The sequence below is a fragment of the Winkia sp. UMB3158 genome (assembly GCF_030217145.1).
Lineage (GTDB): Bacteria > Actinomycetota > Actinomycetes > Actinomycetales > Actinomycetaceae > Winkia > Winkia anitrata.
On sequence record NZ_JASONH010000002.1, the window covers coordinates 203,235 to 219,463 of the forward strand.

Below are 16,229 nucleotides of genomic sequence, written 5' to 3' on the forward strand. Positions count from 1 at the left end.
GGCCTACTTCGGGATAGATTATGCGACTTTTGCCGCGTTTGCGCGAAGAGATTCCTCAATCTCTTCAAGGGAGCGGTTGCGAGTCTCGAACACCATCTTCTGGGTGAAGATAATGGCCAGCACGCAGGCTGCCGCGTATCCGAAGAACAGGTAGCCGGTCCCGAAGAAGCTAAGTAGGAACGGGAAGGTCAGAGACACGATCGAGTTCGCCGCCCAGTTAATCACCGCGCCGAAGGAATTGCCTAGGCCGCGGATATTCAGCGGGAACATTTCGCCAATCATGACCCACATGACCGGTCCCCAAGTGGCCGAGAAGAAAGCGATGTAAATGGTCAGTGCTATGGCACACAGGTAGGCGGCCAGCTGGCTACGACCCGAGAAGTGCATGCCGACGCTCATGGTGATTAGCGATACTGCCATCCCGATCGCGCCGCCAACTAGCATCGATTTGCGGTTTACCTTGTCCATCAGCCAAATGCCCAGCACGGTCACGATCACGTTGAAGATGCCAATCCCGATGTGGGCGAGCAGTGCGGCGTTCACGCCAAAGCCAACGTCGGTGAAGATCGTGGGAGCGTAGTACAGCACGGTGTTGCAGCCCATGATCTGCTGGAATATTGCCAGCCCGAGGGCGGCGATTAGTGCCGGGCGGGCAGTCTTTCCGAATAGTTCGCTCCACCCGCCCTGCTGAATAGCGGCTTGCTGGTCAATTTCGGCAATCTTAGCTTCAATTTCGCCCTCGTGCCCGCGGTACATGGAATCGAGGACGCGGTGGGCGGCCCCACGCTTACCAATCTTGATCAGATAGCGGGGCGATTCGGGAAGCACTAGTGCACCGAAGAACAGAATTGCTGCAGGAAGCGCCGCCAGGCCCAGCATCCACCGCCACCCGGTGTAGAAGCCGGCGAAGGCGTAGTTGGTTATGTAGGCCAGCAAGATCCCGGTCATAACCATCAGTTGGAAGAGGCCGGTGATGAAGCCACGCTTGGACACCGGCGACATTTCGGACAGGTAAGTGGGAACTAGAGCCGAAGCAGTCCCCACGCCTAGGCCCAAGATCAGCCTGGAAATTATAAGGACAGCGACCGAGTGGGCTAGCCCTGAACCGATCGCACCTACAAAGAAGATTACAGAGGCAAGAAGTACCAGGCGGCGTCGCCCATACTTGTCAGAGAGCGGTCCTATAGCCGCAGCCCCAATAACAGCTCCCAGCAGTACTGCGCTGACAACCCATCCCTGCCCCCAAGACGCCAGATGCAACTGGTCTTGAATAAACAAAATGGCTCCGCTGATGACACCAGTGTCATAGCCAAAGAGCAGACCTCCTAAAGACCCAAAAAGGTACACGAAGGTCATAGAGATTTTACGCATTAGAAACCGCCAATGGTCAGGCCGCGCTCGCGGCCACAGTAAGTTGTGTGGCCGGGCCCGTAGGCCCGGCCGTTGCGCCTATGCTTCAGCTAGCGCTTTGACAATGTAGTTGTTGATAGTTGCCTTAATGGCTTCTAGGTTGCCCGGTTCGTTCGCGGAAATGAGCTCCGACTGCTTCTTGTCGAGGGCGTATTCCTCTAGCTCTGCCAGGGATGCCTTGCCGGCTTCCACCTGGGCGCCAATTCCCGAATCGAAGCTGCCGTAGCGTTCCTTGAGGAGGTCTTCGATTACGCTATCTTCATGCAGCTTGGCAGCTACCAGCAGGCCGGCAGCAAAGGAGTCCATGCCTACGACGTGGGCGGCGAAGAGGTCGCGTTCGGTGTAGGAGGAGCGGCGAGGCTTGGCATCGAAGTTGAGGCCGCCCTTGGCGCCAATTCCGCCCTCGGCCAGGATTTCCCACATCACGGACGTGGTTTCGTACAGGTCGGAAGGGAATTCGTCCAGGTCCCAACCCAGTAGCTTGTCACCCTGGTTTGCGTCCAGCGAGCCGAGCAATCCGGCAGAGCGTGCCACTCGGATCTCGTGCTGGTAGGAGTGCCCCGCCAGGTTGGCGTGGTTGCCCTCTAGGTTCAGCTTGAAATCCTTGTCCAGATCGTAAGTCTTCAGGAAGGCGATCGTGGTTGCCGCGTCGAAGTCGTACTGGTGGGTGGTCGGCTCCTTCGGCTTTGGCTCGATCAGGAACTGGGCGTCCAAGCCGATTTCCTTCGCGTAGTCTACGGCTGCGTGGAAGAAGGCGGCCATATGGTCCTGCTCGCGCTTCAGGTCGGTGTTCCACAGGGTCTCGTAGCCTTCGCGTCCGCCCCAGAACACGTAGTTTTCTGCGCCCAGGCGCTTCGCGATCTCTAGGGAGTGCTTCAGCTGCCCACCAGCGTAAGCATAGATGTCTGCGAAGGGCGAAGTGGCTGCCCCTGCCTGGAAACGGGGGTTGGTGAACAGGTTGCACGTGTTCCACAGCAGTTTGATGCCGGTTTCTTTCTGTCGCGCCTCGATGCGGTCAACAACCTTGTCCAGATTCTTGTTGGTTTCGCGAAGCGTGCCGCCCTCGGGGGCAATGTCGCGGTCGTGGAAGCAGAAGAACTCTGCGCCTAGCTTCTGGTAGAACTCGAACGAGTAATCTACTTTGGCGAGCGCCAGTTCCATCGGGTCAGAATATTTATCGTAGGGGCGCTGCGCAGTGCCGTCGCCGAAGGGATCGACTAGCCGTTGGTTGAACGTGTGCCAGTAGGCAATCGCGAAGCGGCACCATTCGGACATCTTCTTTCCGGCTACAACTTTGTCGGGCTGGTAGTAGTGGAAGCCGAGGCCCTGCTTCGGGTCAGCGGTGCCTACGTAAGGGATCTTTTCGAAATTCCAAAGGTCAGACATTTGTACCTCCTCGTACTTAGCCGGAGGGCTTGCCTCACGACTTTGTAATGATGCGTTACAAAAGGAACGTTAGCGGCGGGGCGCAGCCTTGGCAAGGGGTAAAGCCCAAGATCAGAGACGTATGTAAAATGCCCACTATTAGGCTATTGCGGTAGCAAAGTCTTATTTGTAGCCTATAGTTATTACATAAAACAAAGTCGACGACGACGGCGCCAAAGTTGACGCAACAGCGGGAGTCAAGATGTACGTAGCAGGAATCGATTCTTCTACTCAATCCACCAAAGTGCTTGTGCTCGATACCGACAGCGGGCAGGTAGTCCGTCAGGGGCGTGCTTCGCATCCAGGCGGAACCGAAGTGGACCCGGGGGAATGGTTTACCGCCCTCCAGGCCGCCGTGACGGATGCGGGTGGGCTGGAAGATGTAGCCGCGCTGGCAGTTGGGGGACAGCAGCACGGCATGGTGTTGCTTGATGCGGACGGTCAGGTGATTCGTCCCGCCCAGCTATGGAATGATACGAAGGCGGCGCCGGCCGCAGCAGCATTGGTCGAGGAAAAGGGGCGCGAATTTTGGGCCGAGGCCGTAGGCTCTGTTCCCGTCGCTTCCCTTACGGTGTCGAAGCTGCGGTGGATTGCAGACAATGAGCCGCAGAACGTAGGGCGCATCGCTGCGATCTGCCTGCCACACGACTGGCTGACCTGGAAGATCATGGGCAGTGGCCGCCTAGAAGATCTGGTGACGGACCGCTCGGATGCCTCTGGCACAGGGTATGTGGACTGTGATGATGCCAGCTATAGGTATGACATTTTGGCGCACGCGCTGCGCATTAGCGAGGCCGAAGCCCGCCAGATAATTCTGCCCCGCATCGCCGGCCCCGCCGAGGTTGTCGGAGAAGCAAGTGCAGAGTTTGGTGGCGGCAAGGTAGCGCCCGGCTGCGGTGACAACGCGGGGGCAACATTGGGGCTAAATCTTGCCCACGGGGAGGCCTCGGTTTCTCTGGGCACCTCCGGGGTGGTGGCCGCTAGGTCTGACCATCCCGTGCGCGACGCGGTTGGTGGGGTTACCGGGTTCATGGATGCTTCTGGGCAGTGGCTGCCGCTAGCTTGCACGCTGAACGGTTCGCTAGTGCAGGACTATTTCTGCCGGATCCTCGGGACGGACTATAAGGAACTGGATGCGCTGGCCCAGGCGGGCGAACCCGGTTGCGGCGGCATGGTCATGATTCCCTACTTTGTGGGTGAGCGCACCCCGAACCTCCCCGATGCCACAGGGCGCATTTTGAACCTGCGTCCGGAAGCGATGACGCGGGAAAATTTTGCGCGTCTCGCCTTCGAATCTTTGGCCTGCCACATGAGGGCGACGCTCGAGGCGGTGCGTGCCGGAGGAATTGAAATTTCTTCTGCGATGGTAGTTGGGGGCGGCGCAAAATCTAGTGTGCTGCTGCAGATCCTGGCTGACATCATGCAGATCCCACTTTCGCTACCAGCCCCGGGCGAGTACGTAGCAAAAGGGGCTGCCCGGCAGGCCGCACTGGCCGCGGGTGCTGAGCTAGGCCCCAAGTGGGATCCGCAAGTAATAAAGCAGGTAAGCCCGGGCCAGGCGCCGCCCTCGTGGGAAATTTTCCGCAAAGCTATGGGCGATCTTCTCTAAAGTAGCGGCGGGAAGCTAGCGCATACCCCCGGCAGACATGCGCTAGCTTTTGGTGGCGCTGTGCTTGTCGGCTTCTGCCTCTAAGTGTTTCCAAAGCGGAGCCAGCCCGCGAAAGACTGCAAACTCCAAGCTCACGCCAAGGAGGCCGGCAATTGCCGCGGCAAGCAGCGGTGCCACCACTAGGCGCAAGATTGCTGCAGCTATAAGTATTTCAACTACAAAGGATACGGCCAGGCCGGTCCATTCGTGTGAATAGAGTTTCTTTGTACCAGCTTCGATAGCGCCGCCAACGATGAGCAGCAATATAAATAGAAAAACACATACGAGGTAGCTAGCCCACAGGGGGCTTACGAGCGCCCCGTCTTCCCCCCAGCACCCAGCGGGTCACGTATACGGCCGCCAATAGGGGTAGGGGGAAGAGCAGGGGGATACTGAGCACTCCAAGAATGCCGCGCGTACGTTCTAAAAGCATAATGCGCATGGGCTTACCTTAGCGGTGGCCCATCACCTGTTCCATGGTGGGCTTGTAGCCGCGGCGGCGGAAGTAGGCGGCCACCAGCACGACGATTACGGAGATCGCAATGTAGGTGCCCAGTACAGCTCCCGTCGGTCCCATAGGAATGGGCCCGCCGCCGATTGCAGCGCGCAGCGCATCTACCGTGTAGGTGATGGGTAGCCAACCATGAATAACCTGGAACAGTTTCGGGGCAGTTTGCACCGGGTAGATGCCCCCTGCCGCGCCGAGCTGCAACACGATCAGTAGCAGTGCGATGAAGCGCCCCGACGGGCCGAGGGCGGCAATCAGCGCCTGGTTGATCACCACGAACGTAAACGAGGCGAGGACGCACAGCCCAACTGTGGCGGCGCGATTGGCCGGTTCAAGGCCAACTATGAAGTGCATTCCTGCAAGCATCAGCAATGCTTGCGCTACAGAAATGGCCAAGGTGGCGCCTAAAGAGCCAACCCCTACGCCCAACGCGGAAACATTCTTATTGCGCATCAATGTCTTGTTGAGCGGGCTCATCATTAGATAGAAGGCGATCGCTCCCACCCACATTGCCAAAGGCATGAAGTAGGGGGCCACGCCAAAGCCGAACGGCCCCACATCGTTAGTCTTGGTCGTACTCAGAGTTACCGGCCCGGCAGTATTTTCTGCGCTAGTGCGGGCCTGCGCCTCCGTGTAAGTTGGCACTTTCTTGGCGCCCTTTGCCAGCGAATCCTTCAGCTGCGTGTTCCCCTGCGCGAGGGCGGAGGTCCCGTCTTCCAGCTGGGTTGCGCCATTTCCTGCCTGGGTGAGGCCGGAGCTGAGCTTGTTTGCGCCCGCGGCGGCGCGGTTAGCGCCCTCGGCTAGCTGTGGGGTTTTGGCCGACAGTTGGCTTGCACCACTGGCAACCTGATTAGTGCCGTTTGCCAGCGTGTTTGCCCCGGTTGCCGCACTGCCGATGGCGGTGGTTGCCTCGGAAAGTGAATTGGTGAAGCGAGAAGTGCCCGATGCTGCCTTGCTGGCGCCCGTTGAAAGTTGTGCTCCACCTTCTGCCAACTTGGAATTGGCAGCCGCGATCTTCTGGGCTCCTGCTGAAGCTTGGTCCGCCCCGGCTGCGAGCGCGGTAAGACCAGTGGTGTCGTCTCCCACGAGGGCAGTTGCGCCCTCATTTAACTTCTGCGCACCCGCGGAAAGCTGGGCAGCCCCGTCAAGGAGTGGGCCGATCTTTTCTACCAGCATCGATTTAGGGATGAGGATTGGGGCTTCGTCGAGCTTGGCCCCCATAGTCTGCAGGCCCGCGTTCAATTCGGCTGCCCCTGCCTGCAAGGACGCTGCCCCTGCCTGCAGAGCAACAGCCCCATCACTCGCCTTGTGCGAGCCTTCAGCCAGCTTCTTCATATTCTGAGCCAAGGACTGATTGGCCTCATTTAGTTGGCTGATTTTCTGCGACAAAAGAGCAGACTTATCGGCCAACTCTTTAGTCCCCTTATTCAGCTGACTGCCGGCAGCGTCGATCTGGCCGGTCTTGCCAGCAAGCTTATTCAGACCAGCGGCAAGCGCGCCTGCCCCCTTGGCAGACTTAGAGGCGCCGTCAGATAGTTTGCCGGCGCCCTCGTCCAGGGTTCCTGCCCCACTTGCAAGCGCCCGGTTACCAGCGGCTAGTGTGCCCGCCCCGTTTTGTAGTTTGCCGAGGGCGAGCGTTAGTTTTCCAGCCCCGTCTTTAGCTTTCATGGCGCCGTCAGATAGTTTGCCGGCGCCCTCGGAAGCCTTACCTAGGCTCTGATGCAGGTTGGTGAAGGACAGGTTGACTTTCTCTAGGTACCCGGATGTGACCTTGTGGGCCAGCTTGTCCTTGATCTGGTCGGCTACGGCCATGCCGAACTTGCCCACGATGTAGTTTTGCGAGTCGTTGGAAGTGAAAGTGATAGTGGTGGGCTTCAGGTTTTTCGGGTCGGCCTGCGCCGCGGCAACGTTGGCAGATAGCTCTTTGGGGATCGTCAAAATTGCGTACACGTCGCCTTTTTCGAGCTTCTTGGAGGCATCCTGGGCCGAGTATTCTTTCCACCCCAGGTTCTGCTCGTTGTCAGATTCCAACAGTTCCCGCGTCAGGTCGGCACCCACGTGCAATGTGCCCGAGGTGCCTTGGGCGGGCTGGTCCTGGTTGACCACTGCGGCAGGGATCGTGTTCAGTTTGTCGATTGGATCCTTATACGACCCCGTCAGAATCGACGAATAGATTAGCGGAATGCATGCGAGCCCCAATATGACGACAATGGTAAATACTTTGCGTCGGCGGGGGCTCAGTTTATTTTCAGTTGCCATTTTCGACCTCTTTCAGCTGACCTGCCAGGAGCAGGGAGGTTGATATTTGCTTTACATAGGTTTCTTGCGCCGCGGCAGGGGAGGGTTCGGTTAGCAGCCATTCTTGTACCTGCCAGATTGTGCCCGCAGCCAGGAACTGGCAATACTTCCAGGTGTCAATACCTTCGAGCGCTTTGATGCTAGTGCCAACAGGCGACACGGTGTAGAGGCGGTCCGCGATGTAGTCAACCAAGGTGTTCAGCAAGTGTTGGGCAGCCGAAGAATTGAACACCGTAATGCAGTAGGTAGCGTCGTTGCAAAGGTAGGAGAGGAGCGCCCTAATCACCTCTTCCGTCGCGTTCTGTTTCAGCTCATCTTCGCTAGAAATAGTTGCGAAGATGGTTTCTAGGCGTCGAAGCGCAGAGGCGCCGACCAAATCAGTGATTGTTTGGAAGTGCTGGTAAAAGGTGGGGCGGGTGAGGCCGGCCTTGCCGACCAATTCCGTTACGGAAATTTTGTCCGGATTTATGCCTTCTTCTAGCAGCGTGTCGATTGTGTCCAGTAACGCAGCACAGGATTTTTCAGTGCGTGGATCGTTGTTCGTCTTAGTAGCCACGTGTAGATACTTTACAAGTGTAAAGGAGGTTGTGCAAGCATTATTTTACAGGTGTTAAGCAACTCTGGCTGTGATCCTCAACGAGAGGTGCGAGCTAATTACCTGTAATTACAGCACTTTGTTGCATTGCGGTAGATAGCAAGAGCCTCGCAGCAATTTCGCTGCGAGGCTCTTGCTTCTATAAGGGGTTTAGAGGTTGCGGCGTCGTAGAAGCGCCAGACCGGTTCCTAGCATTGCTGCGCTAGCCAGAGCTAACACACCGCCGGCCGCACCAGTCCTAGCCAAAGGACTTTCGACCGCAGCCAGGTTCTTCACACGGGGCGAAGAAACGGGCTTTTTCGATACCCGAGGTGAAGCAGGTGGTGTGTTTGGTGTTTCTGGTGGTGTGTTTGGTGTTTCTGGTGGTGTGTTTGGTGTTTCTGGTGGTGTGTTTGGCGTCTCCGGCTCGTCGATCATGGTCACCTTTTTCTGTTTTGCGGTGGCGCTACTGTTGCGTGTTTGCAGTGTTACGGTTCCGTCGGCCTCAACAGAGAAGGTGACTGGGCGAGCAATCTTGTATCCCGTGGGAGCTTTTACTTCAATCAGCGTGTACGTTCCTGGGGTAAGCCCGAAGGAACGGGGAGTTAAACCGGTTTCCCATTCTTCGATTTGCGCGCCGCTGGGAGATTTCCCCTCTACAAGGCGCAGGGTCGCGCCTTGTAGTTCTGTTTCTACTCCGAGTGTTTTCTTTGAAATTGTGATTTCAGGGTGTGCTGGTGTGGTTGGCGGCGGTGTCCTGTCAGTAGGAGGCTTTGGTGGTGTAGTCGGTGGTTTCACCTTGTCGAGCATGGTGATGGTGTTGGTGTTGTTGGTGGTGTAGGTGCCGTTTTGGGTTTTGGTTTTGATGGTGCCGGTTGTGTCGATTTGGAAGGTGATGTGTTCGGCGATTTCGTATCCGGCTGGGGCGGTGGTTTCGACCATGGTGTAGGTTCCGGGGGTTACCTGGATGGTTTTGGTGGTTTTACCGCTGGTCCATTCGGTGATGGTTTTGCCGGTGGGGTTTTCTCCTTCTACGACTTTGAGTTTGGCGCCTTCTAGTTCACTGGTTCCGTTTACTGCTTTTTTCGACAAGTGCACGGTGTGTGTTTTGTGCTTGTCGAGCATGGTGATGGTGTTGGTGTTGTTGGTGGTGTAGGTGCCGTTTTGGGTTTTGGTTTTGATGGTGCCGGTTGTGTCGATTTGGAAGGTGATGTGTTCGGCGATTTCGTATCCGGCTGGGGCGGTGGTTTCGACCATGGTGTAGGTTCCGGGGGTTACCTGGATGGTTTTGGTGGTTTTACCGCTGGTCCATTCGGTGATGGTTTTGCCGGTGGGGTTTTCTCCTTCTACGACTTTGAGTTTGGCGCCTTCTAGTTCACTGGTTCCGTTTACTGCTTTTTTCGACAAGTGCACGGTAGTGGGACGGACGATGACCCGCCCGCTAACCAAAGATTGGTACTTTGACTTCTTGAGAATACCAGTTGGCACTGCCTTATAGAGATTCACTCTAACATCAACATTTTGCGGAATTACCTCGTCGATAGGGCGTTCTAGCAGGTCCTGCACCATCTTCTGAGCAGTATTTTGCTCTAGTCGAGGATAAGTGGTGTACTTGTCGCCTTCAGTGTAGTGGTAAACCAGATTTTGAATAATGTTATAAAATCCAATTCCGTTAGGGTTGATGGCGCGTAGACCAGAGGCACCCTCAATATCTGTGGGGTCTGCAACATAAATGTAGATGAGCTTCCTGAGGGCGTCATCTAACTGCGCAGAATCGATGCGATTGGACCTTGTTCCTCCTCTGTTGTGTAGCCATTCTGTATAAATGTCATTAGCGCTTGCGTTATCCGTGCGATGGTACTCGCCGCTATGAGAATTGTGGCTATACGAGGGGACCTTCTTTTGCCTATTAATGCAGAATGCGAAGGAATCAGCCTCATCGCCACTGGGTGTCATAGGCTTCAGTCTCGAAGCTTTGTCGTGAGCGTAGTAGATTCCGTTATCTGAAACGCCCACGGAATTGTTCGGGTAAGCAGCCAGTGCGGACAGGGGTAAGCTAAAAATAATAAGCGTTGCGGCCAATAAGATGAGCATAAAATGCTTGCCAGTTCGCAACAGAGGAAACGAGATAGCGTGATTGTCTTCACGCAGAGACGTAAGCATTAGAGCGGAATTCCTTTGTCGTACTTTCTTGTTACGAAGGAATGTTAACTATTCAACCTATGTGTTCTATATGAGGTTCCGCTATGACGCAGTATGTGCGTGAGCGCATGAAAAAAATAAGGTTGAAGACTCAGAAAATACGCAAACATTCGGTGGTGTCTGATTCGCTGTAATGATTAATACAGATTCGCCAGGCGCATTAGATAGTAAGGGGTTATCCAGGTAACCTGTCTTTCTAGCAACTTTCGGTTGCCCTCCCCGCGGGGAGGACAACCGGCACAAAGTGTTCAGTGAGTAACTGCCAAAGATCTCAATGGAGCGAGCCAGTGGAAAGGCCTACTATCTAGTTAGCTGGCTGCTCGGCGAGTAGAGCGGGAGCGACTGCCCCAACTTGGGGAAAGCCGTTGTCATGCAGAACCGTAATCAGGCTCTGGAAGGCGTCGTTGTCGGTTTCCGGGTCGAAGGTTTGGGCCTGATAGATCACTGCGTAGTTGGGCTCGGAGTAGGTGACCCAGAACAGTTTGTGGCCCGCGGCGGCCTCGGCTTCGTAAATGAAGTTCTGAATGATCAGCCTTCTTGCGGAAACCATAGAGAATTCTGGGTCGATAGTTGCGACGGAAAAATCGGGATCTGCCGGTATTTGTTCGGCCGCGTTGGCGGCTGGCACCCCGGCGAGCAGTGCGGCAGTCATAGGGATTGCTGCAAAGAAAAGTTTTTTCATGATTGCACCTAACGTAGGTTACGGGCCCACCTTAGGACTTGTAGATGAGGTGGCAATTAAAATGCGTCTAAACGGTAATGTGATCTACTACAAGAAGTGGGGGAACGTTTCTGGCATGCACAAACTAAAGCCGGCTGAGGTTAGGCGAACCTAAGTGTAGAATTGTGGTGTGGAAAGCTCACTACCGCAATCGGATCGTCCCGTAGAAACCGCAGCAGGACATTGGGTGTTAGCAAGGGCAGGAAAACGGGTTCTTCGCCCGGGAGGCTTGAAGCTCACTAAAGCGATGCTGGCTGCAGCGAAATTGCCGGGGGCTCGCGTGGTTGAGTTCGCCCCCGGACTTGGCCGTACCGCGCAGCTAATAGTTGCTGAATCTATTGCTTCATACGTGGGCGTGGACCGAGACGTCAATGCGGTGAGCCGAGTACAACGGATCGTGAGCGGCGCTAACGGTAAGGTGGTGTGCGCTAACGCGGCCGAGACAGGGCTGCCGGATGACAGTGCAGACGTGGTCGTTGGGGAAGCCATGCTAACAATGCAAGGGCGGAAGTCTAAGCAGAAGATTGTGGCCGAGGCAAAGCGCGTTCTTTCAGTGGGAGGGCGGTATGCTATCCATGAGTTGGCGCTGGTTCCAGATGGCATAGAGGCAAGTAAGGCAGATGAATTGCGCAAAACTTTGGCCCGCGTCATCCGAGTGAACGCGCGCCCTCTTACTGCCGCGGAATGGAAAGAACTGCTAACAGGGGCAGGATTTAGAGTTACTGAGGTTGCCACCGCGCCTATGGCCCTGCTGGATCCCAAGAGGGTAGTGGCCGACGAGGGTCTGCTGGGCACGTTGCGCATTGTCCGAAACCTGATGCGGGATAAGGACTTGCGTGCTCGCGTGCTCCAGATGCGCAGGACTTTCACAGAGTATAAAAAGAATCTGGCAGGCATCACCGTCGTTGCTACTTTGGAGGAGAAATGATTAATCCTGATGGGCTGTCCGACATTGAAAACATGGCGGAGCTGGTAGAGGTCAATGACGGAGCTACCGTATCTCGCACTATTTTGAAGGGTGAAGGGGTCAATGTTGTCCTCTTTTCCTTTGACGAGGGCGAAGAGCTATCCGAACATACCGCTGCGATGCCGGTGCTGGTCCAGGCGCTCGAGGGCGAGTTGTTGATCGCTGCAGATGGTCGTGACGTTGTGCTGCGGCCGGGCGGGCTGGTTCACTTCACAACGCGTCTGCCCCACGCTGTGAAGGCATTGAAACCGTCGAAGATGGTGCTGTACATGATGGCTGGGCCAGCAAAATAGTTGGCAGCGCCTCTAGCAGCATGTCGCAGAGGTGTAGAGACCGCGCCTCAGCGGGACGAAAAAGTCTAGCTGTGGCAGGCTAATAATATTTTTGTGCTCCTAGTATTTGGGGCGCTCCTTCTAGCGTGGAACTTGCGTTTTTTGAGAGAAGGTGGATGGCTGTTCTGCCCACGCCTTGTTTGTATCTCGCAGAGTTATGCGGTAGTAGCTTCTTATTTTGTGGAATCGGTTAATTATTGCCATTTTCTGTGAACGTTATGGGAGAATCTGGTTTAGACGTGTACGCAGTCATGCATAGGTCAATGTTGCCGTATGGGCGCTAAGTTGGAATATTGTTTTTCAGCACCTTAGCGCATTCAGTGATGAATGCAATATAAAAACATCAATAATCACTAACGTATTATTTTTTGCCGGGTTCGCATTTTTAATAGGCTCATTTGCCTCTAGCTAGAAACATTCACGTGCCTTAATGTGAGTGCGAATTTTTGCCTGCATAGTAGGGTGACACGAACCGTGAGGGAATGCGATGGCAATAAATCGTAAATCAAGACCGCTGTGGGCTGTCGCAGCTTTAAGCTTGGCTGTTTCCGGCCAAGCTCTAGTTGCAAATGCCGCGAATAAGCCTGTCGATTTCAGATATAGGCTGCCAAGTCGGGCGCAAAGCGCCCTATTTGTTGCTTTTGATCCGAAGAATCCGGAAGGATTCATGACGTTAGAGCAGAATCGTACATATAAGATTCCTGCTGGTTGGGTTCTGTCAGACAGGATCAACATGCAGCCGCAATGAACTATGAGTTGCACTGGTAGCGCGGAAATAAATGGAGCTATTACCCGCTCGGTTGTGGGCGAAGGGCTAAGGCCTACGAGGTGCTCGGCATCGATAAGTACGAGCCCAGGGGGAATAGTAGTACCTACCCAAGTGCCTGGCAGATGCACCAGTTCAATCGTGTTATTTTTGACCTGAAAGGCGGTACGTGGACGGATCCCCGCAAATCCGATGTGGACTTTAATGATCCCAACCGTTACGCGCTGTTCACTGCCCCGTTCCGCACGGTGTACAAGCCCTCTGCTCCGGTGCGCGAAGACTACACTTTTGTTGGTTAGATCGGAACCTCCAAGCTGGATCCGGAAGCCAATAAGGCTAATAAGCCAAAGGAATTTGATAGGGATAATCCTTATCCGTTCACCGAGGTTGATCCGGACATTAACGTTGGGTATATATCCGGGGCGAGATCGTCAAGTTGTCCGCTGAGTGGGCTAAGCTGCCTACTTTGACAGTAGAGGATAAGGCCATCAGGCAAGGGGGGGATTTCGATCCGGCCAGCATGGTTGCAACCGCGACCGATGATCTCGGCAACTCCCTGAGTGATAAGGCCAAGGTAGAAGGTACCTATGACGTCAATACGCCTGGCGAGTACGAACTGACGTTTACTGTTACCGATAAGTACGGTGGCAAGACTGTAGAGAAGGCCAAACTGGTCGTCAAGCATCCCGCCCCCACTCTTGAGGTGAAGAAAAATACTCTTGCTTACGGGGAAAACTTTGATCCGGCCTCGCTAGTGGTCGGCTCTACTGGTGCCAACTGGGAGGGCATCCTCCCGAATGTCGAGGACGTAGCCAAGATTAACGTGAATAAGTCGGGCGAATACAGGGTTCGTTACACCGTGACTAACCCCGATGGGAAAAGGTGGAAAAGACTGCCACGCTAACCGTGAAGCTGAAGCCTGCTGAGGAAGAAAAGCCGAATCCTGCTGAAGAGGAAAAGCCCGCTTCTGCTGCTACGTGAGAACGACAGCAAGTCTGCTGTAGCTCAAAAGGAGCAGCAACCCCAGAAGGATCAGCTGTCTGAGGGCTGTAGGGTAGTCACTACCAAGGCCGCACCTGCCCTGTCCAACAACGGGTACCGCAGCACTCTTGACAGGTATTGTCGCAGCGCTGCTGATGGCTGGCGGCGTCCTCCTAACTCTGGGTGGGAAGAGGCGCTAGGAGTAAGTAAATTACTCTGAGTTTGGGGTCCACCAAAGGTGACCCAAACCTTTTAAACCAGGTTGGCAAGATACATAGCTATTGCTTTCTTGCCAATGCACACCCAAGCTTCGCCCTCTAGGCTTACTGGTATGAAGACACAGCAAAAAGGTGCCGCTGGCGTGTGCGTACTACTAGCTCTGGTAGGGCTTGCCGGGTGCGCGGGTTCAGCTAACCGCTCCGCTGGGGTAAGTAATGCCAGTACTGCTTCGCCAAAGGAACAGAGCAGCCAGAGTCAATCGGCCCGCCCTCTAGAGAAGGAAGCAACGCCGCAGGGCAAACCGAAGCGTTGCCGCTCTAAGGGGCTGAAATTGGAAGTTGTCCAGCCCGAGGGGGGCGCGGGTGCAGGGTCACAGTATTACCAGCTGAAACTAACCAACATTTCGAAGGAGAGCTGCAATATTTACGGTTTCCCCGGAGTCTCCTTTACTGATGCAGGCGGGGATCAGATCGGCGAACCGGCTAAGCGTCAGGGCGACGCTAAAGAGCTCATAACCCTGCAGTCCGGGGAGCATGCTACCAGCAATCTTCAGATTGCTAACGCGCAGAACTTTGAGGGATGTAACCCGCAAAAGAGTGTGGCGCTTAAGGTCTACCCTCCCGAGGAGCGGAATGCGCTAAGCACTGATTTTGAGGTTGCGGTGTGTTCTTCCGAGGTCGTAAACGCGTCGGTCGCTCCGGTAGCCAAGGCGGAATAGGCCCTGGCTACCAGAAAGGTGAACCTATTCCTTGTTTACCACTACGACGGACTTTAACGAGGTAGGATCGCCCGTCGAAGTTAGGGCCTCTTCGGCCTCTTCAAGGGTGAACTCGGCAGTTACTAGCTCGTCCAAATTTACGAAGGGCTGACTTGCGGCGGCGATCGACTTAGGCCAGGTGTGTACGTAGCGGAACAGGCCGGTCACGATCAATTCGCGCACGGAAATTCGGGCAACGTCAAGGGGCACAATGTTTGAGCCCATGCCTACGAACACGCAGGTGCCTGCGGGGGCTAACGCGTAGAGGCCGGACTGGATGGCGTCGGTTACTCCGGTGCATTCAATGAAAACGTCAGCTTCGATGCCGTCCGTTGTGAATCCGTCCTCGGTGGGGTCGACGACTTTGGTCGCGCCGTGTTTTAGGATCATTTCCCGCCTGGTGGGGTTGGGCTCGGAAACGATGATTTCCGATGCTCCGAAGCTCTTGGCCGCCAATGCGGTCAGGGTACCGATCGGGCCCGCACCGGTGATGTAAACGCGGGAACCCAAAGTGGTGTGGGCTTCCATGTTTGCCCACAAGCCGACGTTGAAGGGTTCAAGAAGTGCGGCCGCGTTGTTGCTCATCTGGGTTGGGACGGTGAAGGCAAAATCTGCTGGCGCTAACACGTAGTCACAGAATGTGCCGTCGACCGGGGGAGTAGCGTAAAACTGCATTTGTGGGCACAGGTTTAGATGACCGGTCTTGCAGTAGCGGCATTTCCGGCAGGGCACTTGCGGGTCGATTGAGACGCGTTCGCCGACGCGGTTTTCATCCTCCGGGCTTCCGGCTGCAACCACTACGCCGGATGCTTCGTGGCCTAGGATTAGCGGCTCTTCTACCTGGAAGCCGGCGCATTCACCGGTTTTGTAGTAGTGCACGTCGGAACCACACACGCCCACCGAAAGTACTTTGATCAGTAATTGCCCGGCCGAGGGCGTAGGAACGGGCCGTTCCTCCATCTGCATTTTCTGCTGCCCAAGCAGCACGTTCGCTCGCATTGTCTTAGGAATGTCATAGGTAGCCATTTTGATTTCCTCCTACATCGACGCGGCATCGTAGCCGGGCGAACTAACCTGCAGCCCGCCATTCACAAGTGTAGGAAATGTGTTGATGCGTTTGGGTGAAATCAACAAGGGAGCTAATAGTTGTGCCGGTTGCTTTTTGAGGTGGCTGTTTCGCCCTACTGCCCCTACGACCCTTTTGCGTTCGGGATAACAACGACCGAAAGCAAGCTTCCTTCGTGGTTGCCCTCTCTTGGATACTTAGACGTCGAAAATGATAAAAGCCGCTTGAACCCTTGAACCCCTGTTGAGCAGGGGTTTTGTCGTTTCTGGGGTTGTTCGTTGGCTCGCTGGAGGTCCGGTGATCTGGTGCTCGTCGCCATGACGTCCGCGCGGCAGGGGCACGTTTCTGGTTGAGG

General features: G+C 55.4%; 16 protein-coding genes. 8 read left to right on the forward strand and 8 right to left on the reverse strand.

Going from position 1 to position 16,229, the window contains the following annotated elements; all coding sequences use genetic code 11:
* Window positions 1-18 precede the first annotated feature (18 nt).
* Together QP400_RS02800 and xylA are read right to left on the reverse strand one after the other, a co-directional pair.
* Window positions 19-1,371 (reverse strand): sugar porter family MFS transporter, encoded by a 1,353-nt coding sequence (locus tag QP400_RS02800; RefSeq protein WP_048708068.1) that lies wholly within the window; start codon window positions 1,369-1,371, stop codon window positions 19-21.
* A gap of 78 nt (window positions 1,372-1,449) precedes the next feature.
* Window positions 1,450-2,796 (reverse strand): xylose isomerase, encoded by a 1,347-nt coding sequence (gene xylA, locus QP400_RS02805; RefSeq protein WP_048708065.1) that lies wholly within the window; start codon window positions 2,794-2,796, stop codon window positions 1,450-1,452.
* A gap of 241 nt (window positions 2,797-3,037) precedes the next feature.
* Between xylA and xylB the strand changes: the two genes are divergently transcribed.
* Window positions 3,038-4,444, forward strand: a complete 1,407-nt coding sequence (xylB, locus tag QP400_RS02810; protein ID WP_004808187.1) for a xylulokinase — start codon at window positions 3,038-3,040, stop codon at window positions 4,442-4,444.
* A gap of 42 nt (window positions 4,445-4,486) precedes the next feature.
* On the opposite strand, the gene QP400_RS02815 is transcribed toward xylB, so the two are convergent.
* The 5 genes from QP400_RS02815 to QP400_RS02835 all read right to left on the reverse strand — a co-directional run bounded on the left by QP400_RS02815 (window position 4,487) and on the right by QP400_RS02835 (window position 10,747).
* On the reverse strand, window positions 4,487-4,747 hold the full coding sequence (locus QP400_RS02815) for a hypothetical protein (RefSeq protein WP_004808190.1): 261 nt from the start codon (window positions 4,745-4,747) through the stop codon (window positions 4,487-4,489).
* Window positions 4,748-4,934: 187 nt separating this feature from the next.
* On the reverse strand, window positions 4,935-7,250 hold the full coding sequence (locus tag QP400_RS02820; protein ID WP_004808195.1) for a YhgE/Pip domain-containing protein: 2,316 nt from the start codon (window positions 7,248-7,250) through the stop codon (window positions 4,935-4,937).
* A complete protein-coding gene (locus QP400_RS02825; protein WP_285444556.1) occupies window positions 7,240-7,845 on the reverse strand; it encodes a TetR/AcrR family transcriptional regulator in 606 nt (201 codons plus the stop codon). Before QP400_RS02825 ends, QP400_RS02820 begins: the two co-directional genes overlap by 11 nt.
* A 189-nt stretch (window positions 7,846-8,034) precedes the next feature.
* Window positions 8,035-10,026 (reverse strand): thioester-forming surface-anchored protein, encoded by a 1,992-nt coding sequence (locus QP400_RS02830; RefSeq protein WP_167568212.1) that lies wholly within the window; start codon window positions 10,024-10,026, stop codon window positions 8,035-8,037.
* 343 nt (window positions 10,027-10,369) lie between these two features.
* Window positions 10,370-10,747, reverse strand: a complete 378-nt coding sequence (locus QP400_RS02835) for a hypothetical protein (RefSeq protein WP_004808203.1) — start codon at window positions 10,745-10,747, stop codon at window positions 10,370-10,372.
* Between QP400_RS02835 and QP400_RS02840 the strand changes: the two genes are divergently transcribed.
* The 7 genes from QP400_RS02840 to QP400_RS02870 all read left to right on the forward strand — a co-directional run bounded on the left by QP400_RS02840 (window position 10,746) and on the right by QP400_RS02870 (window position 14,769).
* Window positions 10,746-10,901 carry a hypothetical protein gene (locus tag QP400_RS02840; protein WP_155855909.1) on the forward strand — a complete coding sequence of 52 codons (156 nt, stop codon included), beginning with the start codon at window positions 10,746-10,748 and terminating at the stop codon, window positions 10,899-10,901. The two genes, QP400_RS02835 and QP400_RS02840, sit on opposite strands and share 2 nt — an antisense overlap.
* A 15-nt stretch (window positions 10,902-10,916) precedes the next feature.
* The gene (locus QP400_RS02845) at window positions 10,917-11,714 is read left to right on the forward strand and encodes a class I SAM-dependent methyltransferase (RefSeq protein WP_040315416.1); all 798 of its coding nucleotides are present in this window, start codon (window positions 10,917-10,919) and stop codon (window positions 11,712-11,714) included.
* Complete coding sequence (locus tag QP400_RS02850) at window positions 11,711-12,046, forward strand: cupin domain-containing protein (RefSeq protein ID WP_004808206.1); 336 nt, start codon at window positions 11,711-11,713, stop codon at window positions 12,044-12,046. Before QP400_RS02845 ends, QP400_RS02850 begins: the two co-directional genes overlap by 4 nt.
* A 526-nt stretch (window positions 12,047-12,572) precedes the next feature.
* Entirely contained in the window at window positions 12,573-12,833 is a 261-nt protein-coding gene (locus QP400_RS02855) for a hypothetical protein (protein ID WP_004808208.1), read from the forward strand.
* 80 nt (window positions 12,834-12,913) lie between these two features.
* The gene (locus QP400_RS02860) at window positions 12,914-13,150 is read left to right on the forward strand and encodes a hypothetical protein (RefSeq protein ID WP_004808212.1); all 237 of its coding nucleotides are present in this window, start codon (window positions 12,914-12,916) and stop codon (window positions 13,148-13,150) included.
* A 167-nt stretch (window positions 13,151-13,317) separates the two neighbouring features.
* Window positions 13,318-13,755: an immunoglobulin-like domain-containing protein gene (locus QP400_RS02865; protein ID WP_176744636.1), complete on the forward strand. Its 438-nt coding sequence runs from the start codon at window positions 13,318-13,320 to the stop codon at window positions 13,753-13,755.
* 408 nt (window positions 13,756-14,163) lie between these two features.
* Window positions 14,164-14,769: a DUF4232 domain-containing protein gene (locus QP400_RS02870; RefSeq protein ID WP_004808215.1), complete on the forward strand. Its 606-nt coding sequence runs from the start codon at window positions 14,164-14,166 to the stop codon at window positions 14,767-14,769.
* Between the two features lie 24 nt (window positions 14,770-14,793).
* Here QP400_RS02870 and QP400_RS02875 read toward each other — a convergent pair whose 3' ends face one another.
* Window positions 14,794-15,834, reverse strand: coding sequence for an NAD(P)-dependent alcohol dehydrogenase (locus QP400_RS02875; protein WP_004808218.1), 1,041 nt, complete (start codon window positions 15,832-15,834; stop codon window positions 14,794-14,796).
* Window positions 15,835-16,229: the final 395 nt, after the last annotated feature.